Genomic DNA, 24,943 nt, shown 5'->3' with positions numbered 1-24,943 from the left:
GGGCCCTCCCCCCCCCCCCCAATCGTGCGCTTTGAAGCCCCCCCCCCCCCCGGGCGCCCCCCCCCCCCCCCCCCCCCCGGGGGGGGGGGGCCCCCCCCCGGGGGGCCCCCACCCCGATCCGTTTCGGTCAGCCCTTCACACAGACCACCTGCTTGAGGTGCGCGACCACCTCGACCAGGTCCTTCTGCTGCTCGATGACCTTCTCGATGTTCTTGTAGGCGCCCGGGATCTCGTCGACGACGCCGCTGTCCTTGCGGCACTCCACGCCCTTGGTCTGCTCGGCCAGGTCCTGCGTGGTGAACCGCTTCTTCGCCGCGTTGCGGCTCATCTTGCGGCCCGCGCCGTGCGAGGCCGAGTTGAACGCCGCCTCGTTGCCCAGGCCACGGACGATGTAGGAGCCCGTCCCCATCGAACCGGGGATGATCCCGTAGTCGCCGGAGCCGGCCCTGATCGCGCCCTTGCGGGTCACCAGCAGGTCGACGCCGTCGTACCGCTCCTCCGATACGTAGTTGTGGTGGCAGCTGATCACCTCGTCGAAGGTGACCTTTGCCTTGCGGAACTCCCGGCGGACGACGTCCTGGAAGAGCGCCATCATCAGGGCACGGTTGTTCTTCGCGTACTCCTGCGCCCAGAACAGGTCCTGACGGTAGGCGGCCATCTGCGGGGTGTCCGCGATGAACACCGCGAGGTCCTGGTCGATCAGGCCCTGGTTGTGCGGCAGCGAGCGGGCGACGCCCATGTGGTGCTCCGCCAGTTCCTTGCCGATGTTCCGGGAGCCGGAGTGCAGCATCAGCCACACAGAACCGGACGTATCGATGCAAACCTCGCAAAAGTGGTTCCCGGATCCGAGCGTTCCCATCTGCTGCATCGCCCGCTCACGGCGCCACTTGACGTCCTCCGCCACCCCGTCGAACCGCTGCCAGAAGTCGTCCCAGCCCGCCGCGCGGAAGCCGTGCAGCTTGGTCGGGTCGACCGGGTCGGCGTGGAGGCCCCGACCGACCGGGATGGCCTGCTCGATCTTGGAACGCAGGCGGGACAGGTCGTCCGGGAGGTCCTTGGCGGTGAGCGAGGTCTTCACCGCGCTCATCCCGCAGCCGATGTCGACGCCGACCGCGGCCGGGCAGACCGCGCCCTTCATGGCGATGACGGAGCCGACGGTCGCGCCCTTGCCCAGGTGGACGTCGGGCATCACGGCGAGGCCGTGCAGCCAGGGCAGGGAGCTGATGTTGCGCAGCTGCTGCATGGCCGCCCCCTCGACCGTCGCCGGGTCGGTCCACATCCGGATCGGCACCCGGATTCCGGGCACCTCGGTGTACGTCATGGTTGAACGACCTCCAGAGGTCGGGTGGTTCAGAAATGGAATCGCCGCGCATATGCAAATCCCGGTGCGGCTCGGGGAAGTTCAGAAACGGGTGCGCTCAGGCAGCCGGAGCGGAACAGGGGAGATACGGCCTTGGGGAGCGTCGTCGTATGGCTCGCTCGACCCGCATGGTGACCGCCTCCCTTCGTTCGTCGCAGTTCGCACGTGTTGTGCGTCGGGGAACATCTATCCACAGAACGGGCCGGGCCCGCAACGGATTTAAAAACGCGTCCGGCCCGGTGGAGCGGGAAGCTCCACCGGGCCGGACCGAACGACAGCGGGCGTCAGCTGATGACGGTGACCTCGCCGATCCCGAGCGCCCGCACGTCCGCCTCGATCGCGGCGGCGTCGCCGACCAGGACGGTGACCAGGCGGTCCGGCGGGAAGGCCGCGACCACGGCCTCGGTGGCCGCGGCGGTGGGCAGTTCGGCGAGCTGCCGGTAGACCTCGGCCTGGTAGTCGTCGGCGAGCTGCTGCTCGACCTGGTCGGCCAGGGTGCCGGCGACCGAGCCCGCGGTCTCGTACTTCAGCGGCGCGACGCCGACCAGGAACTGCACGGCCTCGTCGCGCTCGGCGTCGGTGAGGCCCTCGGCGGCGAGGGTGCGCAGGATGGTCCCGGTGTCAGCGAGCGCGGGCGCGGTGGAGGCGGTGTCCACCGAGCCGCTGATGGCCAGCAGCGCGCGGCCGCTGCCGTCGGCGGCGGAGCGCAGCGGCTGGGCGAAGGCCCGCACGCCGTAGGTGTAGCCCTTCTCCTCGCGCAGGACCCGGTCGAGGCGGGAGGTGAGGGTGCCGCCGAGGCAGTAGGTGCCGAGGATCTGGGCCGCCCAGACCGGGTCGTGGCGGTCGGGCCCGATCCGGCCGATGAGCAGCTGGGTCTGGACTGAGCCGGGGCGGTCGACGATGACGACGCGGCCGCGGTCGTCGCCGGTGACGGGGGCGTGCGCGGAGGGCTCGGCGGCGGAGCCGGTCCAGGTGCCGAGGGTGCTCTCCAGCAGGGCGGGCAGCTCGACGCCGGTGAGGTCGCCGACCACGACGACGGTACTGGTGGCCGGGCGCACGTGGGCCTCGTAGAAGGCCTTGACGGCGGCGCGGTCGATCGGCTTGACGGTCTCGGCGGTGCCGCTGCGGGGCCGGGAGAGGCGGTCGGCGGCGTCGAAGAGCTCGGCGTAGAGGGCCTTGGCGGCGCGCCGGGCGGGGTTGGCCTGCTCGTGGACGATCTCGTCCAGGCGGTTGGCGACCAGCCGCTCGATCTCCTCCGCGGGGAGGGCGGGGGCGCGCAGGGCGTCGGCGAGCAGGGTGAGGCCGCGCTGGAGCCGGGAGGCGGGGACCTCCAGGGAGACCCGGATGCACGGGTGGTCGGCGTGGGCGTCGAGGGTGGCACCGGCGCGCTCGAGTTCGGCGGCGAACTCCTCGGCGGTGAGGGTGTCGGTGCCCTCGTTGAGGGCGCGGGCGAGGATGGCGGCGATGCCGTCGAGGCCCTCGGGTTCGGCGGCGAGCGGGGCGTCGAGGAGGACCTCGACGGCGACCAACTGCTGGCCGGGCCGGTGGCAGTGCAGGACGGTGATGCCGTTGCCGAGGGCGGAGCGCTCGGGGGCGGGGAACGCCCACGGGCTGGGGGTGCCCGGCCGGGGCTGGGGGTGGAAGGTCATCGCGGGGACGTAGTCGGTGCTCATACGGCGGCACCCTCCTCTTCGGAAGCGGCGTCGGAAGCGGCGGCGGTCGGCTCGTAGACGAGGACGGCCCGGTTGTCGGGGTGGAGCCGGGCCTTGGCGACGGCCTGGACCTCTTCGGCGGTGACGTCGAGGACCTTGGGGAGGGCGTCGTTCAGCAGCTTGGGGTCGCCGAACAGGACGGCGTAGCGGCAGAGTTCGTCGGCGCGGCCGGCGACGGTGGTGAGCCGGTCGAGCCACTCGCGCTCGATCTGGGCCTGGGCGCGCTCGAGCTCCTCCGAGGTGGGCCCCTCGGCGGCGAAGCGGGCGAGCTCCTCGTCCACAGCGGCGTCGATCTGCTGGATGGTGGCGTCGCCGGAGGTCTTGACGTCGAGCCAGCCGAGGCTGGGGGCGCCGGCGAGGCGCAGCAGGCCGAAGCCGGCGGCGACGGCGGTGCGGTCACGGCGGACGAGCCGGTTGTAGAGGCGGCTGGACTCGCCGCTGCCGAGGATGGTGAGCGCGAGGTCGGCGGCGTCGGCCTCCCGGGTGCCGTCGTGCGGCAGGCGGTAGGCGGCCATCAGGGCGCGGGAGGGGACGTCCTCGTGGATCTCCTCGCGCAGTTCGCGGCCGATGGTGTCGGGGAGTTCGCCGGAGCGCGGGGGCTGCTTGCCGTCGTGCCCGGGGATGGAGCCGAAGTACTTCTCGACCCAGGCGACGGTCTGCTCGGGGTCGATGTCGCCGACGACGGACAGCACGGCGTTGTTGGGCGCGTAGTAGGTGCGGAAGAACGCGCGGGCGTCCTCCAGGGTGGCCGCGTCCAGGTCGGCCATGGAGCCGATCGGGGTGTGGTGGTACGGGTGGCCGTCGGGGAAGGACAGCGCGGTGAGCTTCTCGAAGGCGGTGCCGTACGGGACGTTGTCGTAGCGCTGGCGGCGCTCGTTCTTGACGACGTCGCGCTGGTTCTCCATGGACGTCTCGTCGAGGGCGGCGAGCAGCGAGCCCATCCGGTCGGCCTCCAGCCAGAGGGCGAGCTCCAGCTGGTGGGCGGGCATGGTCTCGAAGTAGTTGGTGCGCTCGAAGCTCGTGGTGCCGTTGAGCGAGCCGCCGGCGCCCTGGACGAGTTCGAAGTGGCCGTTGTTGGAGACGTTGGCCGAGCCCTGGAACATCAGGTGCTCGAAGAGGTGGGCGAGGCCGGTACGGCCCTTGACCTCGTGCCGGGAGCCCACGTCGTACCAGAGGCAGACCGCGGCGACCGGGGTGAGGTGGTCCTCGGAGAGGACGACCCGCAGGCCGTTGGCCAGGCGGTGCTCGGTGATGGCGATGCCTCGGCTGGAGGCGGGGGCCGGGTTGGCCATGCGCTCGGGTCCTTCCCGTCGTCGATGTCGGGGTTCGTGTGGCGTCCCCCATTGTGGTGCAACGCGCGGAAGGTGTGTTTGTGTCCGCGCGGACGGGGCGTTCGCCAGGGGCGGAAGAGGGCCGCTGACCGGGAGTGTCGGCGGGAGGGTCCACAATGGGGGCGCCGTGCCCTGTTGACGGCGCCCGGTTGACGGGTCCGACGGCAGGGCGGGGAGCAGGACGGCGACGCCCGTCCGACCGACCGACGACGGCCGACGACCGACCGACGTCGGACCGACGACAAAGCCAGCGACACGTAAGGGAGCCCCGCCGCGATGGCCCGCCGCAGTTCGCAGACCCCGCCGCCCGGAGACTTCGAGGAGCGGATCCTCGATGTCGACGTCGTGGACGAGATGCAGGGCTCCTTCCTGGAGTACGCCTACTCGGTGATCTACTCGCGTGCGCTGCCCGACGCGCGGGACGGTCTGAAGCCGGTGCACCGCCGGATCCTGTACCAGGCCAACGAGATGGGCCTGCGCCCGGACCGCGCGCACGTGAAGTGCGCGCGCGTGGTGGGCGAGGTGATGGGTCGGCTGCACCCGCACGGTGACGCGTCGATCTACGACTCGGTGGTGCGCATGGCGCAGCCGTTCTCGATGCGGCTGCCGCTGATCGACGGGCACGGCAACTTCGGTTCGCTGGGCAACGACGACCCGCCGGCCGCGATGCGCTACACCGAGTCGCGGCTGACGGCGGCGTCGATGGCGATGGTGGAGTCGATCCACGAGGACACCGTCGACTTCGGGCCGAACTACGACGGCAGTGAGCAGGAGCCGCTGGCGCTGCCGGCCGCGTTCCCGAACCTGCTGGTGAACGGCGCGACGGGCATCGCGGTGGGCATGGCGACGAACATGCCGCCGCACAACCTGTCCGAGGTGGTGGCTGCGGCCCGGCACCTGATCAAGCACCCGAACGCGGACCTGGACACGCTGATGCGGTTCGTGCCCGGTCCGGACCTGCCGACGGGCGGGCGGATCGTGGGCCTGTCGGGGATCCGGGACGCGTACGAGTCGGGCCGCGGCACCTTCAAGATCCGGGCGACGGCGACGGTGGAGTCGGTGACGGCCCGCCGCAAGGGCATCGTGGTGACCGAGCTGCCGTACAACGTCGGCCCGGAGAAGGTCATCTCGAAGATCAAGGACCTGGTCAACGCGAAGAAGCTGCAGGGCATCGCGGACGTCAAGGACCTGACCGACCGCGAGCACGGGCTGCGGCTGGTGATCGAGGTGAAGAACGGCTTCGTGCCGGAGGCGCTGCTGGAGCAGCTGTACAAGCTGACGCCGATGGAGGAGACCTTCGGCATCAACAACGTGGCGCTGGTGGACGGCCAGCCGCTGACGCTCGGGCTGAAGGAGCTGCTGGAGGTCTACGTCGACCACCGCTTCACCGTGGTGCGCCGGCGCAGCGACTTCCGCCGGCGCAAGCGCGAGGAGCGGCTGCACCTGGTCGAGGGTCTGCTGGTGGCGCTCGTCGACATCGACGAGGTCATCGCGATCATCCGGTCGAGTGACAACGCGCAGCAGGCGAAGGAGCGCCTGATGGAGCGCTTCTCGTTGTCGGAGACGCAGACGGCGTACATCCTGGACACCCCGCTGCGGCGGCTGACCCGGTTCGACCGGGTGGAGCTGGAGCAGGAGAAGGCGAAGCTGACCGCGGAGATCGCGGAGCTGACCGAGATCCTGGAGTCGGACACCCGGCTGCGCAGCGTGGTGTCGTCCGAACTGGGCGCGGTGTCCAAGCAGTTCGGGACGGAGCGGCGCACGGTCCTGCTGGAGGCGGGGGCGGCCCCGGCGGCGGCGCTGGCCGTGCCGCTGGAGGTCGCGGACGACCCGTGCCGGGTGCTGCTGTCCTCGACGGGGCTGCTGGCGCGCACGGCGGACGGCGAGCCGTTCGAGGTGTCGGAGAAGCGCTCCAAGCACGATGTGATCGTGTCGGCGGTGCACGCGACGGCGCGCGCGGACGTGGGTGTGGTGACGTCGGCGGGCCGGGTGCTGCGGCTGCCGGTGATCGACCTGCCGGCGCTGCCGCCGACGCCGTCGCCGACGCTGGCCGGCGGTGCGGCGGTGGACGAGTTCCTGCGGCTGGAGGCCGGGGAGCGGGTGCTCGGGCTGACCACGCTGGACGAGTCCTCGCCGGGCCTGGCGCTGGGCACGGTGCAGGGCGTGGTGAAGCGGGTGGTGCCGGAGTGGCCGGCGAACAAGGACGAGTTCGAGGTGATCGCCCTCAAGGAGGGTGACGAGCTGGTGGGCGCGGTCGAACTGCGCACCGGCGAGGAGGACCTGGTCTTCATCACGTCGGACGCCCAGCTGCTGCGCTACCCGGCGGGCCAGGTCCGTCCGCAGGGCCGCCCGGCGGGTGGCATGGCGGGCATCAAGCTGTCGGACGGCGCCCGGGTGCTGTCGTTCACGGCGGTGGACCCGGCCGCGGACGCGGTGGTGGTCTCGGTGGCGGGGGCTTCGGGCACCCTCGCCGGTGACGAGCAGACCAGCTGGAAGGTCACCCCGTTCGAGCAGTACCCGCGCAAGGGCCGTGCCACCGGCGGCGTCCGCTGCCAGCGCTTCCTGCGCGGCGAGGACGGCCTGACCTTCGCCTGGGCCGGCGCCGCTCCGGCCCGCGCCGCCACGGCCAAGGGCGCCCCGGTCGACCTGCCGGAGCGCGACCCGCGCCGCGACGGTTCGGGCACCCCGGTGACCACTCCGATCGCCGTGGTCGCCGGCCCGGCGTAGCGGGAGGGAGCCCGGGGAGGGCGGGGTGCCTGCGGGCTCCCCGCCCTCCGGCGCACCCGGACCGGGCCGAACCGCTGAGGGTAGCCTTACACGGGTGAGCACCTGTGCGACCGTGTCGCGTGAACTTTCGGAGCCGCTGACCGCCACGGCCGCGGTGGCGACCACCTGGCTGCTGCTGGAGCAGAACGGCCCGTGGGGCGCGAAGGCGCTGCGGGAGAGCCACCTCGACCCCGCGACCGGACGCGCGCTGGAGGAGGCCACGGCGGGGACCGGGGTGCGGATCGCGCTGATCCGGCGGCCGGGCCGGCACGCCGACTGCCTGCCGACGACGCGGCACGAGGTGGTCGTGGCGCACACGGTGCCGGGCCGCGGCTGGGTGCGCCGGGCGCAGGTGGCCGATCCGGCCGAGTTGCTGGAGCTGGACTTCGCGGCGCTGGGGGTCGGCGACCACACGGGTTTCGGGGCGGAGCACATCGGCGGCCCGCTGGCGCTGGTGTGCACCAACGGCCGCCGGGACCGCTGCTGCGCGTTGCTGGGGCGTCCGCTGGCGGCGGAGCTGGCGGCGGCCGGGCACAGCGAGGTGTGGGAGGTGACCCATCTGGGCGGGCACCGGTTCGCCCCGACGATGCTGGTGCTGCCGTACGGCTACGCGTACGGGCGGCTGACGGCGGAGACCGCCAAGGAGGTGCTGGCCGCGACGGCGGCCGGGCACATGGTGCCGGAGTGGGCCCGGGGCTGCTCGGGCTGGGAGCGTCCGGGCCAGGCGGCGGAGCACGCGGTGCGGCTGGCGACCGGCGAGACCGGGGTGGACGCGCTGACCCTGACCCAGCGGCCGGACGGCGAGGGCCGCTGGCTGGTCCGGGTGATCCACCGGGACGGCCGGGCCTGGGAGGTGGACGTGATCGAGACGGTGAGCGAGCCGGCGCGTCCGGAGAGCTGCGGCAAGGCGGCGGGGACGCCGTCGCGGATGGACGTGCTGTCGGTGCGGGGCGTGTAGCGGTCCCGCGCCCGTGGGGGTGAGCGCGGGACCGCGGCGGCGGCAGGGCCGCAGGCTGGCGGCAGGGCCTCAGCCGGTGGCCTTGCCGACGAACTCCGTGGTGTAGGTCCTGGACAGGTCGATCGTCCCCTCCTTGCCCTTGACGTCCGGGTGGAAGGCGGCGAGCACCGCGAGCACCGTCTTGGGGCCGTCGGCCGGCATCACCCCGTCGGTGGTGAACATCGGCAGGGTCGACTTGATCGCCGCCGCGTACTGCTCGGCGCCGCCCTGCGCGTAGTCGGCGGGCATCTTCGCGGCGATCTCCTCCGGGGTGTGGGTGGACATCCACTTGAGGGTCTTCACGAAGGCGTTGGTGAGCTTCTGGGTGGTGTCCCGGTTCTTCTCCACCCACTCGGTGTTCATGTACAGCGAGGACGAGGGGTAGAGCCCGCCGAGCGCCTGGCGCGAGCCCTCGGGGGTGCGCATGTCGTAGAGGATCTTGCCGAGGCCCTTGTCGAGGACGTTGGCGACGGTCGGGTCGGTGGTCATCCCGGCGTCGATGCTGCCCTGCTGGAGCGCGGCGATGAAGGTCTGGCCGGCGCCGACCGCGATCGGGCTGAAGTCGCTGACGGCGGCGCCGTTCTTGACCGCGAGGTACTTGGTGAGGAAGTCGGTGGAGGAGCCGATGCTGGTGACACCGAGCTTCCGGCCCTTGAAGTCGGCACCGGACTTGATCGCGTCGGCCTGCTTGGTGGAGACCAGCTCGACCTCGCCGGGCGCCTGGGCGAACTGCACGACGGACTCGACGTGCTTGCCCTTGGCCTGCAGATCGATGGTGTGGTCGTAGAAGCCGACGGCTCCCTGGACGTCGCCGGCCAGCAGGGCGGTGGTCGCGTTGACGCCGGCCGGCTCGCTCATCAGCTCGACGTTGACGCCGGCGTCGGCGAAGTAGCCGAGCCGCTGGGTGAGCATCGCGGGCAGGTAGATGACCTTGTCCAGGCCGCCGACCATGATCTTGACCTTGGGTCCGTCGACCTGCCGGCCGGCCGGGGCGGCGGCGCCGTGGGTGGAGGTGGCGGCGTCGTTGGCGCAGGCGGAGAGCGGGAGGAGCAGCACGGCGGCGAGGGCGGCGACCGCCGCTCTGCCTGTCGGGTTCGGGCGCATGGGTGGGGGTGCCTCTCTTACGGACGGGAAAGGGGGTCAGCGGCCGTCGCCCGCGTCCGCGGGCTTCCAGCGGAACAGCTTCTTCTCGGCGTAGGTCAACAGCCCCTCGGTCACCAGGGCGACGACCGCGAGGATGGCCATGGCCGCGTACACCCCGGCCGCGTTGAAGGTGCCCTGGGCGGCGGCGACCATCAGGCCCAGGCCCTTGGTGGCGCCGATGTACTCGCCGACAATCGCGCCGATCAGCGCGAAGCCGAAGCTGACGTGCAGGCTGGTGAAGATCCAGGTGGTGGCGGCGGGGATGACCACCTGCAGGGTGACCTTGCGGTTGTCGGCGCCGAGGATGCGGGCGTTGGCGACGAGGTTGCGGTCCACCTCGCGGGCGCCCTGGAAGGCGTTGAAGAACACCGGGAAGAACACCAGCACCACCGCGGAGGCGACCTTGGAGGCCGGGCCGAGGCCGAACCAGATCAGGAAGATCGGGGCGAGCACGATCCGCGGGATGGCGTTGAGCACCTTGATGTACGGCCCGAACACATCGGCCAGGAAGCGGATCCGGCCGAGCGCGATGCCCAGCAGCACACCGCCGATGACGCCCAGCACCCAGCCGGTGAGGGCCTCGTACAGGGTGTAGCCGATCTGCTCGCCGAGCGAGCCCTGCGCGGTGCCGTGGGTGACCCACTGCCGGATCTGGTCCCAGATCCTCGACGGCTGCGCGAAGTTGAACGGGTCGATGACGTTCGTCCGGGCGCACACCTCCCACAGTCCGAGGAAGGCGATCAGCACCCCGACCCGGGCTCCGTAGACACCCAACTTCCGGTTGCGTGCGGCCCGTTCACGGGCCTCGGTTCTCGTCGTGACGGCCACGGGCTTCCCCGCCACGGCCGACGCGGTCTCGGACACGCTCTCAAGCGGCACGACCCGCTCCTCTCTCCCGGGTGATGCGCACCTCTTCGCCGAGGGAGGCCCAGATCTCGCGGTACAGCTCGACGAACCTCGGTTCCAGCCGGACGGCCTCCACGGTGCGCGGTCGTGGCAGGTCGACGGTGAAGATCTCCTTGACGGTGGCCGGCCCGGCGGTCATCACCACGACGCGGTCGGCGAGCGCGATGGCCTCGTCCAGGTCGTGGGTGACGAAGATGACCGAGGCCGCGCTCTTGGAGGACCCCGTCCCCGCCCACAGCTCCAGCAGCTGGTCGGACATCAGGGCGCGGGTCTGCACGTCCAGCGCCGAGAACGGCTCGTCCATCAGCAGGATCGCCGGGTCGTTGACGAAGGTCTGGGCGAGCGCGACCCGCTTGCGCATGCCGCCGGAGAGCTGGTGCGGATAGCGGTCCTCGAAGGCGGCCAGGCCGACCCGGCCCAGCCAGTCCCGGGCCCGCTCCCTGGCCTCGGCGGTCGGCACGCCGCGGAAGCGCGGACCGGCCATGACGTTGGACAGCACGGTGCGCCAGGGGAAGACGGCGTCCTGCTGGAAGACGAACCCGACCTGGGAGTGGATCCCGCGCACGGGCTCGCCGTGCACCCGGACCTCGCCCTCGGTGGGCTCCTCCAGGCCGCTGACCAGGGTCAGCGTGGTGGACTTGCCGCAGCCGGTGGGGCCGACGACGGCGACGAACTCGCCCTGGGCGACGGTCAGATCGAGATCGCGGACGGCGGTGTGCAGGGCCCCGGAGGGGGTGCGGAAGCGTTTCGTCGCGCCGGTCAGCTCGATCGCCGGGGTGTTGGTCATGCTTTGCCTCCCGGGTCAGTGCTTGCCCCGGAAAGGTAGGAGCGGGCCCGGCCCCGGCGGGAGCCTTCTTCGCGTAGTGCGGCTTCTCCGCATTGAGGGGTGTTCTGCTCGTTTTGCTTCCGCTACAACTGCGGGGACGCGGCTGACAGAAACACGGCGGAAACATAGGGTGTCCCAACCCCCCGCCCGCACCGGCCCGCAGCCGCCGAGAGGAGGCCCGGATGAAGCTCCCCCGCTGGCCCCGCCGGGTCTTCGCGCAACTGCTGCTGAGCCAGACCGTCGTCACCGTCGGCGTCACCACGGTGACGGCCGGGCTGTTCCTGGCCCCGGTCAGCAGCGAGCTGGACCACGACGCGATGCAGCGCGCGCTGTCCATCGCCCAGGCCACCGCCACCGACGAGACCATCGCCCGGGCCGCCGCCGCCCGCGACGTGGTCACCGCCCAGCGCAACGCCGAGCAGATCCGGCTGGCCACCGGCGCCAGCTTCGTGGTGGTCACCGACCTGGACGGGATCCGCCTCTCGCACACCGACCCGGGCCGGATCGGCCACCGGGTCAGCACCGACCCGGAGCCCGCCCTCAGCGGCCGCAGCGTCACCGCGATCCAGCAGGGCACCCTGGGCCGCACCGCCCGTGGCAAGGTGCCGCTGCGGATGGCGGACGGCCGGATCGTCGGCGAGGTGTCGGTCGGCATCAGCGACGACTCGATCCGCCGCCGTCTGCTGAAGATGCTCACCGGCATCCTGCTGTGCGCCGGCGCTGGCCTGGCCGCCGGCACCGTCGCCACCCTCGCGCTGGCCCGCCGGCTCAAGCGCCGTACCCACAACATCGCGCTCGCCGACATCTCCGCGCTGCTGGTCGAACGCGAGGCGATGCTGCACGGCATCCGCGAGGGCATGGTGGCGCTGGACGAGCGCGGCCGGATCCGGCTGGCCAACGACGAGGCCGTCCGGCTGCTCGGCCTGCCCGAGGACTGCACCGGCCGCCCGATCGCCGAGGTGCTGCCGCCGGGCCGGCTGACCGACGTGCTGACCGGCCGGATCACCGGCACCGACCTGCCGGCCGTCCGGGACGACCGGGTGCTGGTGGTGAACCGGATGGCCACGGCCTCGGCCGGGCCCGAGGGCGGCGCGGTGGTGACGCTGCGCGACCGCACCGAGCTGGAGTCACTGGTCCGCGAGCTGGACACCACCCGCAGCCTGACCGAGGCGCTGCGCGCCCAGGACCACGAGCACGCCAACCGGATGCACACCCTGCTCGGCCTGCTGGAGCTCGGCCGCCACGAGCAGGCGGTCGCCTTCATCTCCGAGCAGTCCGGCTCGCACGCCGTGGTCGCCGCCAAGATCGCCGAACAGGTGCAGGACCCCCACGTGGCGGCCCTGCTGGCGGGCAAGACGGCGGTGGCCGGCGAGCGCGGGGTGCGGCTGGTGCTGGCCCCGGCGGCCCACCTGCCGGACGCGGTCGTGGACGCCCGGGCGCTGGTGACGGTGCTCGGCAACCTGGTCGACAACGCGGTCGACGCCCTGGCGCCCGCCGGGGGCGGGCAGGTGGAGGTGACGCTGGCGGCGGCCGGCTCCACGCTGCTGCTGCAGGTCGCGGACAGCGGCCCGGGGGTGCCGGAGGAGCTGCGCGAGCAGGTCTTCGAGGACGGATGGACCAGCAAGGAGGCGCCCGCGCACCGTCCGCGCGGGCTGGGCCTGGCGATGGTGCGGCGGCTGGTCGAACGCACCGGCGGCCGGATCGTGCTCGACTCCGGCCCGCTCGGCGGCGCCCGGTTCACCGTCGAGCTGCCCGAGGCCCTGCTCACCACTCAGCTCGTGGAGGCGTGATGATCGACGTACTCGTGGTGGACGACGACTTCCGGGTCGCGGACGTGCACGCCGCGTACGTGGCCAAGGTCCCGGGCTTCCGGGTCACGGGCACCGCGCACTCGGCCGGGGAGGCGCTGGCCGCGCTGGAGCGCCGCCCGGTGGACCTGCTGCTGCTCGACCACCACCTGCCGGACGAGACCGGCCTGGCCCTGGTCCGGCGGCTGCGGGAACGCCAGGTGGCCTGCGACGTGATGATGGTGACCGCGGCCCGGGACGTCTCCACCGTCCACGCCGCGATGCAGCACGGCGCACTGCAGTACCTGGTCAAGCCGTTCACCTTCGCCGGGCTGCGGGGCAAGCTGGTCTCGTACGCCCAGCTGCGGCACGCGCTGGCCGCACCGGCCCGGGAGGCCGGCCAGGACGAGGTGGACCGGCTGTTCGCGACCCTGCGCAGCGTCTCCGCCCCGGCCGGCGCGCTGCCGAAGGGGCACTCGGCGCCGACCACCGACCTGGTGCTGGGCGTGCTGCGCCGGGCGGGTCGCCCGCTGTCCGCCCAGGAGGTCGCCGACGCCACCGGGCTCAGCCGCTCGACGGCGCAGCGCTACCTCAAGCAGCTGGAACGGGACAGCCGGCTGCGGCTGACCCTGCGCTACGGCGACACCGGCCGCCCGGAACACCGCTACGGACTGGCCGCCGGGGCGTAGCCCGGCACGCGGACACGGGGGAACCCCGGCGGCCCCAGGCCCGCCGGGGTTCCCCGGGGCGCGACCCTCAGGGCAAACCCTAGGCCGCGCCCGCACCGGTGAGGGCACGCACCTCCAGCTCGGCGAAGCGGTCCGCGTCGGCGGGCTCGGGCGAGGTGAGCGTCCCGAGCCAGCCGGCCAGGAAGCCGAGCGGGATGGAGACGATGCCGGGGTTCTCCAGCGGGAACCAGTGGAAGTCGACGCCGGGGAACAGCGCCGCCTTGGAACCGGAGACCACCGGCGAGAAGAACACCAGCACGATCGCCGGGACCAGCCCGCCGTACACCGACCAGACCGCGCCCCGGGCGGTGAACCGCGACCAGAACAGGCTGTACAGCAGCACCGGCAGGTTGGAGGAGGCGGCCACCGCGAAGGCCAGGCCGACCAGGAAGGCGACGTTCAGCTGCTGGGCGTACAGGCTGATCACGATCGCGACCGCGCCGATCCCGGCGGCGGCGAACCGGGCGACCACCACCTCCTGCTGCTCGCTGGGCTTCTCCCTGACCTCGGCCGCACGACCGCGACGCGGGTGGCCCCGCCAGGCGCCCGCCCAGATGTCGTGGGCGAAGGCCGCCGAGGAGGCCAGGGTCAGCCCGGCGACCACGGCGAGGATGGTGGCGAAGGCGATCGCCGAGATCAGGGCGAACAGCACCACCCCGCCGGTGCTGCCGTTGCCACCGCCGAGCACCAGGGCGAGCAGCGGGACGGCGGTGTTCCCGGCCGGGTTGGCGTGCCGCACCTCGGCCGAGCCGACCAGTGCGGAGGCACCGAGGCCGAGCGCGATGGCCATCAGATAGAAGCCGCCGACCAGCCCGATCGCCCACATCGTGGAGCGGCGGGCGGCCCGCGCGGTGGGCACGGTGTAGAAGCGGGACAGGATGTGCGGCAGGCCGGCGGTGCCCAGCACCAGCGCCAGGCCCAGACTGAAGAAGTCCAGCCGGCTGGTGAAGGTGGCGCCGTACTTCAGGCCCGGTTCGAGATAGCGGTGCCCGGCGCCGCTGTGCTGGGCGGCCTGGCGCATCAGCTCGAACAGGTCACCGTGGAAACGGACCACCAGCAGCACGGTGAGCAGCACCGAGCCGGCGATCAGCAGGAAGGCCTTGACGATCTGGATCCAGGTGGTGGCCCGCATCCCGCCGACCGTGACGTAGACGATCATCAGGGCGCCGACGGCGATGATGGTCCAGGTCCGGGCCTGGGAGCTGTTGGTGCCGAGCAGCAGGGCGACCAGCGAGCCGGCGCCGACCATCTGGGCGACCAGGTAGAGCAGGGTGACCACGACACTGGCGCCGCCGGCGGCCGCGCGCACCCTGCGGCGGCGCAGCCGCAACGCGAGCACGTCGGCGAGGGTGTACCGGCCGGCGTTGCGGACGAGTTCGGCGACCAGCATCAGCACGACCAGCCAGGCGACCAGGAACCCGATGCTGTAGAGCACGCCGTCGTAGCCGTACAGGGCGATCAGTCCGGCGACGCCGAGGAAGGAGGCGGCGGAGAGGTAGTCGCCGGAGAGGGCGAAGCCGTTCTGCAGCGGGGTGAAGCCGCGGCCGCCGGCGTAGAAGTCCTCGGCGGCGTTGCCCTGGCGGCCGACCCAGAGGGTGATGCCCAGGGTGACCAGGACGATGACGGCGAACAGCACGATCGCCAGGTCGTGGTGGTCGCCGGTGGGGGCGACGGGCGGCGGGGTGGCGGCGGTCGTCACCGCGTTCGTCAGGGTCGTCATCGCAGCTGGTCCTGGGTGTCCCAGCGCAGGCCCAGGGCGGCGCGGTCGCGCTTGGTCCGGGCGTTGCGGGCGTAGAGCCAGGTGAGCAGGAAGGTGGTGGCGAACTGCAGCAGGCCGAGCAGCCAGGCCACGTTGAGCGGGCCGGCCACCCGGCTGCGCATCACGCCGGGAGCGACGGCCTCGGCGGCGACGTACACCAGGTACCAGCCGAGGAATGCGCCGCTGACCGGGAAGACGAACACCCGGTAGCTGCGGCGGATGTCCTGGAAGGCCGCGCTGGCCTGGACCGACCGGTAGACCTCGGTGCTGTCGGTGGTACTCGGCGGCACCGACGGCTCCTGCGGCACGACGGCCGGGGCGAGCGGAGGGGCCACCGGCTCGGGGGCGGCGGCCGACTGGGCGACGGCCGTACGGGTGGACACCGGCTGGGCCGGTACGGCCGTTCGGCGGGGTGCGACAGCTGGCTCGGACGCGGTGGCGGCGGCCGGAGCGGCCCACCAGTCGAATCGCTGCCCCTGGCCGGGACTGCTGGTCTGCTGCTGTGGCACTGCTGCTCCTGGGCCGGGCCGGGCGTTCTGACCCGAACCATCATGGGGGCCGCCGGACACCGCCCCTGACCATCGCAGATACGTTCACCCGATGAGGTGGTCGATCATCTGACGGACACCCATACGACTACTGCTGCGTACCGGTGATTCCGTGGCGGAAGGCGTACGCGACGGCCTGCGCCCGGTCCCGCACCGCGGTCTTGGCGAACAGGTTGTTGATGTGCGTCTTCACGGTGGCCTGGCTGACGAACAGCCGCTGGGCGATCTCGGCGTTGGAGAGCCCCTCGGCGATCAGCGCGAGCACTTCGGCCTCCCGCACGGTCAGCCCGTCCGGCAGCTCCCCGGACCGGGCGGCGGGCCGCTCGGCGGTCGGCGCGGGCTGGGTCGGCTTCTCGGAAAGCCGCTCCAGCAAGCGGAGTTGGACTTGCGGGGAGAGACCGGCCGCACCCGCGCGGACGTCCGCGATGGCCTTGGCGATCTCCTCACCGCCGGCGTCCTTGGTGAGGTAGCCGCGCGCACCGGCCTGCAGCGCCGGGAACAGCGAGTCGTCGTCGGCGTAGGTGGTGAGCACCACGACCTCGGTCTCCGGGTGGGCGGCCCGGATCCGCCTGGTCGCCTCGACACCGTCCACCCGCGGCATCCGCAGGTCCATCAGCACCACGTGCGGGTGATGACGCTCCACCAGGGCCACGGCCTCCTCCCCGTCCGCCGCCGCGCCGACCACCTCGATGCCGGGCAGCAGCCCCAGCAGCATCACGATGCCCTCGCGCACCACGGTCTGGTCGTCCGCCACCAGCACCCTGGTGACCGTCCCGCTCATGCGTCCACCTCGCGACGCCCGGCGGTCGCTTCGCGGAATCCGCACCTCCCGATGATGGGTTCGCCGCGCTCACTCATTCCGGCACCCGCAGCAGCACGCGCCATCCTCCGTCCTCCGGGCCCGCCAGCAGGGTGCCGCCGAGCAGTTCCGCGCGTTCGCGCATCCCCAGCAGACCGTACCCGCTGCCGCTGTCGGCCAGCTCTCCGGAGGACTCGCCGCGCGGCGCCCGGGTGTTGCGCACCTCCAGCTCCACCGCCCCGTCCAGGTAGCGCAGTTCGACGGTGCACCGGGCACCCGGCGCGTGCTTGCGGACGTTGGTCACCGCCTCCTGCGCGGTGCGCCGCACCGCCAGTCCGGCCTCGGCGGCCAGCGGCCGGGGCGTACCGGTGACGGTGAGCACGGCCCGCTCGCGCTCGGTCAGCTCCACCAGGAACTCGCCGACCGCAGTGAACTCCCCGCGCAGCGCGGACAGCGCCTGCCGGGTCTCGGCCAGACCGTCCTGCGCCATCCGCCGGGCGGCGACGACCCGTTCGCGGATCTGCTCGCGGTCGGTCCCGGCGTCCAGCATCAGCCGGGCCGCCTCCAGGTGGACCAGTTGCGCGGAGAGGCTGTGGGCGAGCACGTCGTGGATCTCCCGGGCGATCCTGGCCCGTTCGGCGAGCGCCGCGCTCTCCGCCTCGGCGGCCCGGGCGGCGCGCTCCTGGGCGAGCAGCCTGCGGGCGGTGCCGCGCGCCTCGATGTCCAACCGCAGCAGGAAGCCGACCAGGACGCAACCGCCGACGGTGGCGGAGATGCTGAGCCAGCTCGCCGGGGAAGCCATCGTGTAGGAGCCCAGCGCGGCCGCCGTGGCGAGCAGCGCGGGCCCGGGCGGCAGCCGGATCAGTACCGTCACGGCCAGCCCGATCCAGAGGAAGTCGGCCAGCGTGTAGGCCAGCCCCCAGTTGGCCAGCCAGGCGCCGCCGACCAGGGCGGCGGCCAGCAGGTACGAGGCCGCCGGACGCTGCTCCCGGGTGGCGCGCAGGTACAGCGCGCACAGCGCGATGGCCCCGGCCAGCCCGGCCGCTGCGGCCGCCACCGCCCAGCCGGCGTACTTGCCGTCGGAGAAGGTCCCCCACCCGACGATGACCAGCAGGACGCTCCGGCCGAACACGGTGAGGACCCGCCGCGGCCGGCTCTCGGCCTCGCGCTCCAGTCCTTCCCGGGACGGCCAGCGGGTCCAGTACCTCCCGGCCACGGGTGCCTCCTCGGTGCTCACGGCGATGGGTCAGTGCAGGACGGCGGTGGTCTGCGCGAGCTCCAGCGTCCGGGCCCTGAAGTTCACCACGAGCGAGCGGATCAGCAGCAGGACCGCCATGCCGAGCATCAGCGTGCTGCCCGCCTGATGGACGCCCAGGGCCGAACCGAGCGCGTAGAGCCCGATCCGGATGGCGATCATCCCACCCCAGGCGGCCAGGGTGGCCTTGGTGCCCTTGAGCAGGACGGTGCCGTCCGCGGCCCGCCAGATCCGGACGGTCCAGCCCCAGACGGTGCCCATCGCGAGCACAGCGACCATTCCGGCGGCCAGCAGGGCGGCCGACAGCACGGTGTGCTGGTGGTCGATGATCTGCGGATCGCGCAGCGCGAGCACGCCCAGGATCAGCGGCAGCAACCAGAAGCGGCGCTCGGTGTCCAGGCGTTGGACGCGCATCTGGCGCTGGACCACCAGGACCGTCACCGCGGCGATCACGAGGAGATTGGCTACGGCAGGCATCGGATCATCCGTCCCGAGGAGAGGCTTGTTCTGACCTCTCCGACGCTACGGATCCGGCGGTTCCCGCTGATCGGAGCCGGGGTGGACCCCGGGTGGAACCCGGAACGCGAGGGCCCTCCACCCGTGGGTGGAGGGCCCTCGCGCACTGCCGGGATCAGGCGTCGATGCGCGAGCGGTCCAGGGTGGCCGCCGAGTCCACGATGAACTCCTTGCGCGGGGCGACGTCGTTGCCCATCAGCAGGTCGAAGATCTTCTCGGCCTGTTCCAGGTCGCCCAGGTTGATCCGACGCAGCGTGCGGTGGCGCGGGTCCATGGTGGTCTCGGCCAGCTGGTCGGCGTCCATCTCACCCAGACCCTTGTAGCGCTGCACCGGCTCCTTCCAGCGCATCCCCTTGCGCTGGAACTCCAGCAGGGTCGAGCGCAGTTCGGCGTCGGAGTAGGTGTAGTGGTACTTCTCCTGGCCGCGCTTGGGGTTGGTGAGCTCGATCCGGTGCAGCGGCGGCACGGCGGCGAAGACCCGGCCCTGCTCGACCATCGGCCGCATGTAGCGGTGGAAGAGGGTCAACAGCAGGGTGCGGATGTGCGAGCCGTCGACATCGGCGTCGGCCATGAAGATGACCCGACCGTAGCGGGCCTGGTCGATGTCGAAGGTGCGGCCCGAGCCGGCTCCTATGACCTGGATGATCGCGGCGCACTCGGCGTTCTTGAGCATGTCGCTCACCGAGGCCTTCTGCACGTTGAGGATCTTGCCGCGGATCGGCAGCAGCGCCTGGAACTCGGAGTTGCGGGCGAGCTTGGCGGTGCCGAGCGCGGAGTCGCCCTCGACGATGAACAGTTCGCTGCGTTCGACGTCGTCGCTGCGGCAGTCGGCCAGCTTGGCCGGCAGCGAGCTGGTCTCCAGCGCGGTCTTCCGGCGCTGGGCCTCCTTGTGCTGGCGGGCGGCGACCCGGGTGCGGGCGGCCGCGACCACCTTCTCCAGCACGGCCCGGGCCTGCAGCTTCTGGTCCTTCTTGGCCGAGGTGAGGAAGGCCTTGAGCTCCTTGGCGACGACGGCGGCGACGATCCGGTTGGCCGCCGAAGTGCCGAGCACCTCCTTGGTCTGGCCCTCGAACTGCGGCTCGGCGAGCCGGACGGTGACCACCGCGGTGAGCCCCTCGGTGGCGTCGTCCTTGGTGATGTCGTCCTCGGCGACGCGCAGCAGCTTGCTGGCGCGCAGCACCTCGTTGACGGTCTTGGCCAGCGAGCGCTCGAAGCCGGTGACGTGGGTGCCGCCCTTGGGGGTGGCGATGATGTTGACGAAGGAGCGCAGGGTGGTGTCGTAACCGGTGCCCCAGCGCAGCGCGATGTCCACCCCGAGGTGGCGGGTGACCTCGGTGGGGGTCATGTGGCCGAGCTCGTCCAGGACGGGCACGGTCTCCTTGAAGGTGCCCTCGCCGTGCAGCCGCAGCACGTCGGAGACCGGCTTGTCGGGGGCCAGGAACTCGCAGAACTCGGCGATGCCGCCGTCGTAGTGGAAGACCGACTCCTCGACCTGCTCGCTCTCGGTGAGACGCTCGTCACGCACGACGATGGTCAGGCCGGGGACCAGGAAGGCGGTCTGCCGGGCGCGGTTGTGCAGGTTCTCCAGGGAGAGCTTGGCGTCCTTGAGGAAGATCTGCCGGTCGGCCCAGTAGCGGATCCGGGTGCCGGTGCGGGTCTTCGGCACCTTGCGGCTCCTGCTGAGGCCGTTGGCCGGCTCGAAGGGCGAGTCCGGACCGGCCTCGGTGAAGATGCCGGGGGTGCCACGGCGGAAGCTGATCGCGTGGGTGTGGCCGCTGCGGTCGACCTCGACGTCCAAGCGGGCGGAGAGCGCGTTGACGACGGAGGCGCCGACACCGTGCAGACCGCCGGAGGCCGCGTAGGAGCCGCCGCCGAACTTGCCGCCGGCGTGCAGCTTGGTCATCACGACCTCGACGCCGGACAGCCCGGTCTTGGGCTCGACGTCGACCGGGATGCCGCGGCCGTTGTCGCGGACCTCGACCGAGGAGTCCGGGTGCAGCACGACCTCGATGTGGTCGCAGTGGCCGCCCAGCGCCTCGTCGACGGAGTTGTCGATGATCTCCCAGAGGCAGTGCATCAGGCCGCGGCTGTCGGTCGAGCCGATGTACATGCCGGGGCGCTTGCGGACCGCCTCCAGGCCCTCCAGGACGAGCAGGTGCCGCGCGGTGTAGTTGGAACCGTCGTCGCCGGCCAGCAGCGCGGACGGCACGGTCGTTTCGGCACTCACGCGGCACTCTCCTCGGTGAAGTTCTGTCTCATCGGTCACATCCGGACGCATCCGGACCAACCGCCAGTGCAGCACGCCGCACCGACAGTCGTCGCTCTGTGTGCTCGCACCCCTGCGCCGGGCGCACAGCACGGCGGGCCGGTCCCGCGCAGCTTGTACGCGCTGCGCGAACAAGGACCGCGCCCGGGCGTGGGCCCCGGGGCCGCCATCTCCTCCCGGTACCACCGGTCCTGGCGGATCGTGGGGTCCGGCACAGCCTCCGGAACTGCCGTTATGCAGGCTACCGGGGCCCGGGACGGGGCTTATGCTCCAACCCGGCAGAGGATTATGCTACGCGGACCTCGGACCCGATCCCGATCGGGCGTTCGAGCGACGGGCGGATCCCGGGATTCGGCACGCATGAACCACCGACGCCCGGGGCACGTCCTCATCAACACAGCAGAATCCTCAGAGAAGAAAAGCCACGAGCGGGAACGTTTTCGGCCTGGTTGGATGTTGACCCTGGTACGACAGCTCGTCGAGCTAGAGAAGAGGCGACGTGACTACTGTTCTGACACCTGCGAGCCCGCTCACCGCGGCTGACCGCTGCGACCGCTGCGGCGCCCAGGCCTACCTGCGCGTCGTACTCGCGAGCGGCGGAGAGCTGCTCTTCTGTGCCCACCACGGCCGGAAGTTCGAGCCCGAGCTCAAGAAGATCGCCGTGGAGATACAGGACGAGAGCGGCCGTCTCACCAGCACCAGCACCACCGCCACGGCCGCCGAAGACGAGCGCTGATCCCAGGCGCCGTAACCAGCAGCCAGCGTCGAGCTGTGTCCGGTCGCGCACTGCGCGCGACCGGTGAGCCGGGTGGCCGGACCCTTCGGGGGCCGGCCACCCGGCTCAGCTGTTCTCCGGACGCTTCTCCCGCGTTCGCTCTCGGAGCACCGCCGCCGGGTCGGCCGGACCCGAAACGACGTCAGAACGTCACCGCGCCATCACTTGCGGCGACGCTCACAGCGCCGAGCGCACCGCGTCCGTGACCGAGGACACCCGGGTGTAGACGCCGGGGCGGCCCGCCTCGGCGCAGCCCGTCCCCCAGGACACCAGGCCGACCAGCCTGCCGCCGACGATCAGCGGGCCACCGCTGTCGCCCTGGCAGGCGTCCTTGCCACCCTTCTCCTCGCCCGCACACACCATGCCGCGAGCGTCGAACCTGCCGTCCGGCCCGCCCGGGTAGGCGTGCGCACAGGCCTGGTCCGGGACCATCGGCACGTCCACCCCGCGCAGCACCGGCGAGTAGTCGCCCCGCCCGCTGGTGTCGCCCCAGCCGTACACCTGCGCCCTGGTCCCGGCCGCGTACGGCGCGCTCTCGCCCTGGCCGACCAGCTCGACCACCGGCCGGGCGCCCTGGGAGTCGGCGAGGGTGATCACCGCGACGTCGTTCATGTTCGCCGCGAAGTTGTAGCCGGGGTGGACCCAGACCGACCGGACGACCACCTCGTGGCCGGCCGAGCCGCGCATGTCGTCCCGGCCGACGATCACCTTGAGCCCCGGCCGGTCCACCCGCCCCTTGGCCTCGTCGTAGAAGCAGTGCGCCGCCGTCACCACCTTGGTCGGGGTGACCAGCGCTCCCCCGCAGAACTGGCCGGAGCGCCCGCTGCCGAACTGCTGGCGGCTGGCCAGCGCCACGATCCACGGGTGGTCGACGGTGCTCACGGTGCTGCCGCCGACCACCCGGCGCTGCGCCTCGGCCGGGCCGGCCGCACCGAGGGCGACCAGCGGGACGGGCACGGCGGCGAGCAGCGCCAGCGCGGCGGCCCGTCGGCGGCGACGGGCCGTCCGGGCGGTGGCCGGGTCGGCCCGGGGCGGGGCGGGGGTCGACAGATCAGCGCGGTCCGGGTCGGTCAGCACCGTGACTCCAGAAGGCTCGGCAGCAGGCAACCGGCACAGCGTAGGTGATCAACTACGCTGTGCGACCGCTTCCGGTGGCGCCGCCACCCGGACGAGCGACAAGCGCCACTCGGACGCTGACGAACCCGGCACCGAACAGCCCGAAGGCCCGGAACCGTACGGCTCCGGGCCTTCGTTGCGCACTGTGCGCGCGGCGCTCGCTCCGCCTGCCGTGGGCGAGCGCCGTCGTACGGCCGATCAGTCCAGGTAGTCGCGCAGCACCTGGGAGCGCGACGGGTGGCGCAGCTTCGACATGGTCTTCGACTCGATCTGGCGGATGCGCTCACGGGTGACCCCGTACACCTTGCCGATCTCGTCGAGCGTCTTCGGCTGACCGTCCGTCAGGCCGAAGCGCATCGAGACCACGCCGGCCTCGCGCTCGGAGAGGGTGTCCAGCACCGAGTGCAGCTGCTCCTGGAGCAGGGTGAAGGAGACCGCGTCGGCCGGGACGACCGCCTCGGAGTCCTCGATCAGGTCACCGAACTCGCTGTCGCCGTCCTCGCCCAGCGGGGTGTGCAGCGAGATCGGCTCACGGCCGTACTTCTGGACCTCGATGACCTTCTCGGGGGTCATGTCGAGCTCCTTGGCCAGCTCCTCCGGGGTGGGCTCGCGGCCCAGGTCCTGGAGCATCTGGCGCTGGACGCGGGCCAGCTTGTTGATGACCTCGACCATGTGCACCGGGATGCGGATGGTGCGGGCCTGGTCGGCCATGGCGCGGGTGATCGCCTGACGGATCCACCAGGTGGCGTACGTCGAGAACTTGTAGCCCTTGGTGTAGTCGAACTTCTCGACCGCACGGATCAGACCAAGGTTGCCCTCCTGGATCAGGTCCAGGAAGAGCATGCCGCGACCGGTGTAGCGCTTGGCCAGCGAGACCACCAGGCGGAGGTTGGCCTCCAGTAGGTGGTTCTTGGCCCGGCGGCCGTCCTCGGCGATGATCTCCAGCTCGCGCTTGAGCTTCGGGGCGAGCTTGTCGGCGGCCGAGAGCTTGTCCTCGGCGAACAGGCCGGCCTCGATGCGCTTGGCGAGCTCGACCTCCTGCTCGGCGTTGAGCAGCGGGACCTTGCCGATCTGCTTCAGGTAGTCCTTGACCGGGTCGGCGGTGGCACCGGCGACGGCGACCTGCTGGGCCGGCGCGTCGTCCTCGTCGTCGTCGGAGAGGACGAAGCCCTCCGACTCCTCCTCCGGGCCCTCGGCCTCGGCCTTGTCGCCCGGCAGCGCGACCTCCTCGAGCAGCTCCTCGTCGCCGAGCAGCTCCTCGTCGCCGCCCTTGCCGGCCTTGGCGGTGGCGGTCTTCTTGGCGGCGACCTTCTTGGCCGGCGCAGCGGTCTTCTTGGCCACGGTCTTCTTGGCCGGGACGGCCTTCTTCGCCGGAGCCGCCTTCACCTCGGTGACCGAACCGGTCGCCGCGTCGACGGTGATCTCGGCGGAGACCGTGGGGGCGGAGGCCGCGGCGGCCGCGACGGCCGGAGCCGCGACGGGCGCGCCGGGGGCGATCCGCACGGGCGGCTTGGTCGGGGCCGACGAGGCGGCCGGGGTCCGGGTGGTGACAGCCTTGGTGGCGGTGCGCTTGGCGGGGCTCTTGGCAGCAACGCTCTTGCGCTTGGCGCCGGCCGGCTCGGCCGCGCTGACCATGAGGTCCACCCCCTCCTCAATCAGCACCTGGTTGAGGCTGCGCATGACGTTCTTCCACTTGGTGACCGGGATCTGGTCCGCCTCGAACGCCTGGCGTACGTCGTCACCGGCGATCTGCCCCTGGGCCTTGCCCCGCTCGATGAGCGCCAGCAGAGCCGCGGACTCGGCGATCTCGGGGGGAAGCGAACGGGATGTGCTGGCCGACACGAACAACCTCTCGGACGATGAGTGGACTCGAACCCGTACCGGCCGCCCGAGCGGGCGGGGAAGGAGATCGCGCGCCGGACGCGCGGTGTCGATTCCGACCGACTCGGGCTTGAGGACTGGGTTTGCAGGACGGCAGCAGCGCCGCGGACCAACACAGCATTCTGACATGTTGGAGTATTCCGGAGCTGCTCTCGCTCAGGACACATCGCTGCTACTCGTCAAGTGTTACGCATGGCCTTCGTGTCGCGGGTCACACCGCTCGGCGCCCGCGGCCCGGGGGCCTGGATCCATCATCGCGCACTCGCTCCGGAGTTGGTTGTCATGGACTGGCCATACGGTCGGGCACCGCGACGGCACGGTACGGGCGCGGGCTGTCGTCCCGCCGACCTGGACGGCGAGGCCGGGGCCGGGTGACCGTCGCGGGCTCTCGGGCCGCCACCGCCGCGCAGGAGCCCTCCGGCTGCGCCGCGCGGTGCGGCCGGAGGGCCCTGGAGGAGCGAGCCGCGCCCGG

The 24,943-nt window shown here is 72.1% G+C and carries 19 protein-coding genes; 5 read left to right on the top strand and 14 right to left on the bottom strand.

Annotated elements, in window-relative coordinates:
• Window positions 1–127 precede the first annotated feature (127 nt).
• From ACIRYZ_RS26115 to ACIRYZ_RS26105, 3 genes are all read right to left on the bottom strand, one after another.
• The gene (locus ACIRYZ_RS26115; RefSeq protein WP_402948344.1) at window positions 128–1,321 is read right to left on the bottom strand and encodes an RtcB family protein; all 1,194 of its coding nucleotides are present in this window, start codon (window positions 1,319–1,321) and stop codon (window positions 128–130) included.
• Window positions 1,322–1,644: 323 nt separating this feature from the next.
• Window positions 1,645–3,009: a M16 family metallopeptidase gene (locus ACIRYZ_RS26110; RefSeq protein WP_402948402.1), complete on the bottom strand. Its 1,365-nt coding sequence runs from the start codon at window positions 3,007–3,009 to the stop codon at window positions 1,645–1,647.
• 20 nt (window positions 3,010–3,029) lie between these two features.
• The gene (locus ACIRYZ_RS26105; RefSeq protein ID WP_402948341.1) at window positions 3,030–4,364 is read right to left on the bottom strand and encodes a M16 family metallopeptidase; all 1,335 of its coding nucleotides are present in this window, start codon (window positions 4,362–4,364) and stop codon (window positions 3,030–3,032) included.
• Window positions 4,365–4,679: 315 nt separating this feature from the next.
• Here ACIRYZ_RS26105 and ACIRYZ_RS26100 point away from each other — a divergent pair, with 315 nt between their 5' ends.
• Window positions 4,680–7,130, top strand: a complete 2,451-nt coding sequence (locus tag ACIRYZ_RS26100; protein ID WP_402948338.1) for a DNA topoisomerase (ATP-hydrolyzing) subunit A — start codon at window positions 4,680–4,682, stop codon at window positions 7,128–7,130.
• 94 nt (window positions 7,131–7,224) lie between these two features.
• Window positions 7,225–8,127, top strand: coding sequence for a sucrase ferredoxin (locus ACIRYZ_RS26095; RefSeq protein WP_402948335.1), 903 nt, complete (start codon window positions 7,225–7,227; stop codon window positions 8,125–8,127).
• 69 nt (window positions 8,128–8,196) lie between these two features.
• Here the strand turns inward: ACIRYZ_RS26095 and ACIRYZ_RS26090 are convergent, their stop codons facing one another.
• The 3 genes from ACIRYZ_RS26090 to ACIRYZ_RS26080 are packed head-to-tail and all read right to left on the bottom strand — an operon-like array spanning window position 8,197 to window position 11,002.
• On the bottom strand, window positions 8,197–9,270 hold the full coding sequence (locus tag ACIRYZ_RS26090; protein ID WP_402948332.1) for an ABC transporter substrate-binding protein: 1,074 nt from the start codon (window positions 9,268–9,270) through the stop codon (window positions 8,197–8,199).
• Between the two features lie 36 nt (window positions 9,271–9,306).
• Entirely contained in the window at window positions 9,307–10,173 is an 867-nt protein-coding gene (locus tag ACIRYZ_RS26085; RefSeq protein WP_402948399.1) for an ABC transporter permease, read from the bottom strand.
• 4 nt (window positions 10,174–10,177) lie between these two features.
• Window positions 10,178–11,002 (bottom strand): ABC transporter ATP-binding protein, encoded by an 825-nt coding sequence (locus ACIRYZ_RS26080; RefSeq protein ID WP_402948329.1) that lies wholly within the window; start codon window positions 11,000–11,002, stop codon window positions 10,178–10,180.
• A 221-nt stretch (window positions 11,003–11,223) separates the two neighbouring features.
• Between ACIRYZ_RS26080 and ACIRYZ_RS26075 the strand changes: the two genes are divergently transcribed.
• On the top strand, window positions 11,224–12,831 hold the full coding sequence (locus tag ACIRYZ_RS26075; protein WP_402948326.1) for an ATP-binding protein: 1,608 nt from the start codon (window positions 11,224–11,226) through the stop codon (window positions 12,829–12,831).
• Window positions 12,831–13,517: a response regulator gene (locus ACIRYZ_RS26070; protein ID WP_402948324.1), complete on the top strand. Its 687-nt coding sequence runs from the start codon at window positions 12,831–12,833 to the stop codon at window positions 13,515–13,517. Before ACIRYZ_RS26075 ends, ACIRYZ_RS26070 begins: the two co-directional genes overlap by 1 nt.
• A 79-nt stretch (window positions 13,518–13,596) precedes the next feature.
• Here the strand turns inward: ACIRYZ_RS26070 and ACIRYZ_RS26065 are convergent, their stop codons facing one another.
• The 6 genes from ACIRYZ_RS26065 to ACIRYZ_RS26040 all read right to left on the bottom strand — a co-directional run bounded on the left by ACIRYZ_RS26065 (window position 13,597) and on the right by ACIRYZ_RS26040 (window position 20,660).
• Window positions 13,597–15,276: a cation acetate symporter gene (locus ACIRYZ_RS26065; RefSeq protein ID WP_402948321.1), complete on the bottom strand. Its 1,680-nt coding sequence runs from the start codon at window positions 15,274–15,276 to the stop codon at window positions 13,597–13,599.
• Complete coding sequence (locus ACIRYZ_RS26060; RefSeq protein WP_402948319.1) at window positions 15,273–15,824, bottom strand: DUF485 domain-containing protein; 552 nt, start codon at window positions 15,822–15,824, stop codon at window positions 15,273–15,275. The genes ACIRYZ_RS26065 and ACIRYZ_RS26060 overlap by 4 nt, the downstream gene beginning before the upstream one ends.
• Window positions 15,825–15,951: 127 nt before the next feature.
• Window positions 15,952–16,644, bottom strand: a complete 693-nt coding sequence (locus ACIRYZ_RS26055) for a response regulator (RefSeq protein ID WP_402948316.1) — start codon at window positions 16,642–16,644, stop codon at window positions 15,952–15,954.
• 73 nt (window positions 16,645–16,717) lie between these two features.
• Window positions 16,718–17,878, bottom strand: a complete 1,161-nt coding sequence (locus ACIRYZ_RS26050; RefSeq protein WP_402948313.1) for a sensor histidine kinase — start codon at window positions 17,876–17,878, stop codon at window positions 16,718–16,720.
• A gap of 30 nt (window positions 17,879–17,908) precedes the next feature.
• Entirely contained in the window at window positions 17,909–18,394 is a 486-nt protein-coding gene (locus ACIRYZ_RS26045; RefSeq protein ID WP_402948311.1) for a DUF1453 domain-containing protein, read from the bottom strand.
• A gap of 154 nt (window positions 18,395–18,548) precedes the next feature.
• The gene (locus ACIRYZ_RS26040) at window positions 18,549–20,660 is read right to left on the bottom strand and encodes a type IIA DNA topoisomerase subunit B (protein ID WP_402948309.1); all 2,112 of its coding nucleotides are present in this window, start codon (window positions 20,658–20,660) and stop codon (window positions 18,549–18,551) included.
• A 538-nt stretch (window positions 20,661–21,198) separates the two neighbouring features.
• Between ACIRYZ_RS26040 and ACIRYZ_RS26035 the strand changes: the two genes are divergently transcribed.
• On the top strand, window positions 21,199–21,435 hold the full coding sequence (locus ACIRYZ_RS26035; protein WP_402948306.1) for a hypothetical protein: 237 nt from the start codon (window positions 21,199–21,201) through the stop codon (window positions 21,433–21,435).
• A 216-nt stretch (window positions 21,436–21,651) separates the two neighbouring features.
• Here ACIRYZ_RS26035 and ACIRYZ_RS26030 read toward each other — a convergent pair whose 3' ends face one another.
• Together ACIRYZ_RS26030 and ACIRYZ_RS26025 are read right to left on the bottom strand one after the other, a co-directional pair.
• Window positions 21,652–22,581, bottom strand: coding sequence for a S1 family peptidase (locus ACIRYZ_RS26030; RefSeq protein WP_402948304.1), 930 nt, complete (start codon window positions 22,579–22,581; stop codon window positions 21,652–21,654).
• A 207-nt stretch (window positions 22,582–22,788) separates the two neighbouring features.
• Window positions 22,789–24,432 (bottom strand): RNA polymerase sigma factor, encoded by a 1,644-nt coding sequence (locus tag ACIRYZ_RS26025; protein WP_402948301.1) that lies wholly within the window; start codon window positions 24,430–24,432, stop codon window positions 22,789–22,791.
• Between the last annotated feature and the right edge of the window lie 511 nt (window positions 24,433–24,943).

It is taken from the genome of Kitasatospora sp. NPDC101155, assembly GCF_044768305.1.
Lineage (GTDB): Bacteria > Actinomycetota > Actinomycetes > Streptomycetales > Streptomycetaceae > Kitasatospora.
Note: the sequence above shows the minus strand (reverse complement) of the source record. Positions and strands in the feature narration are given on the sequence as shown.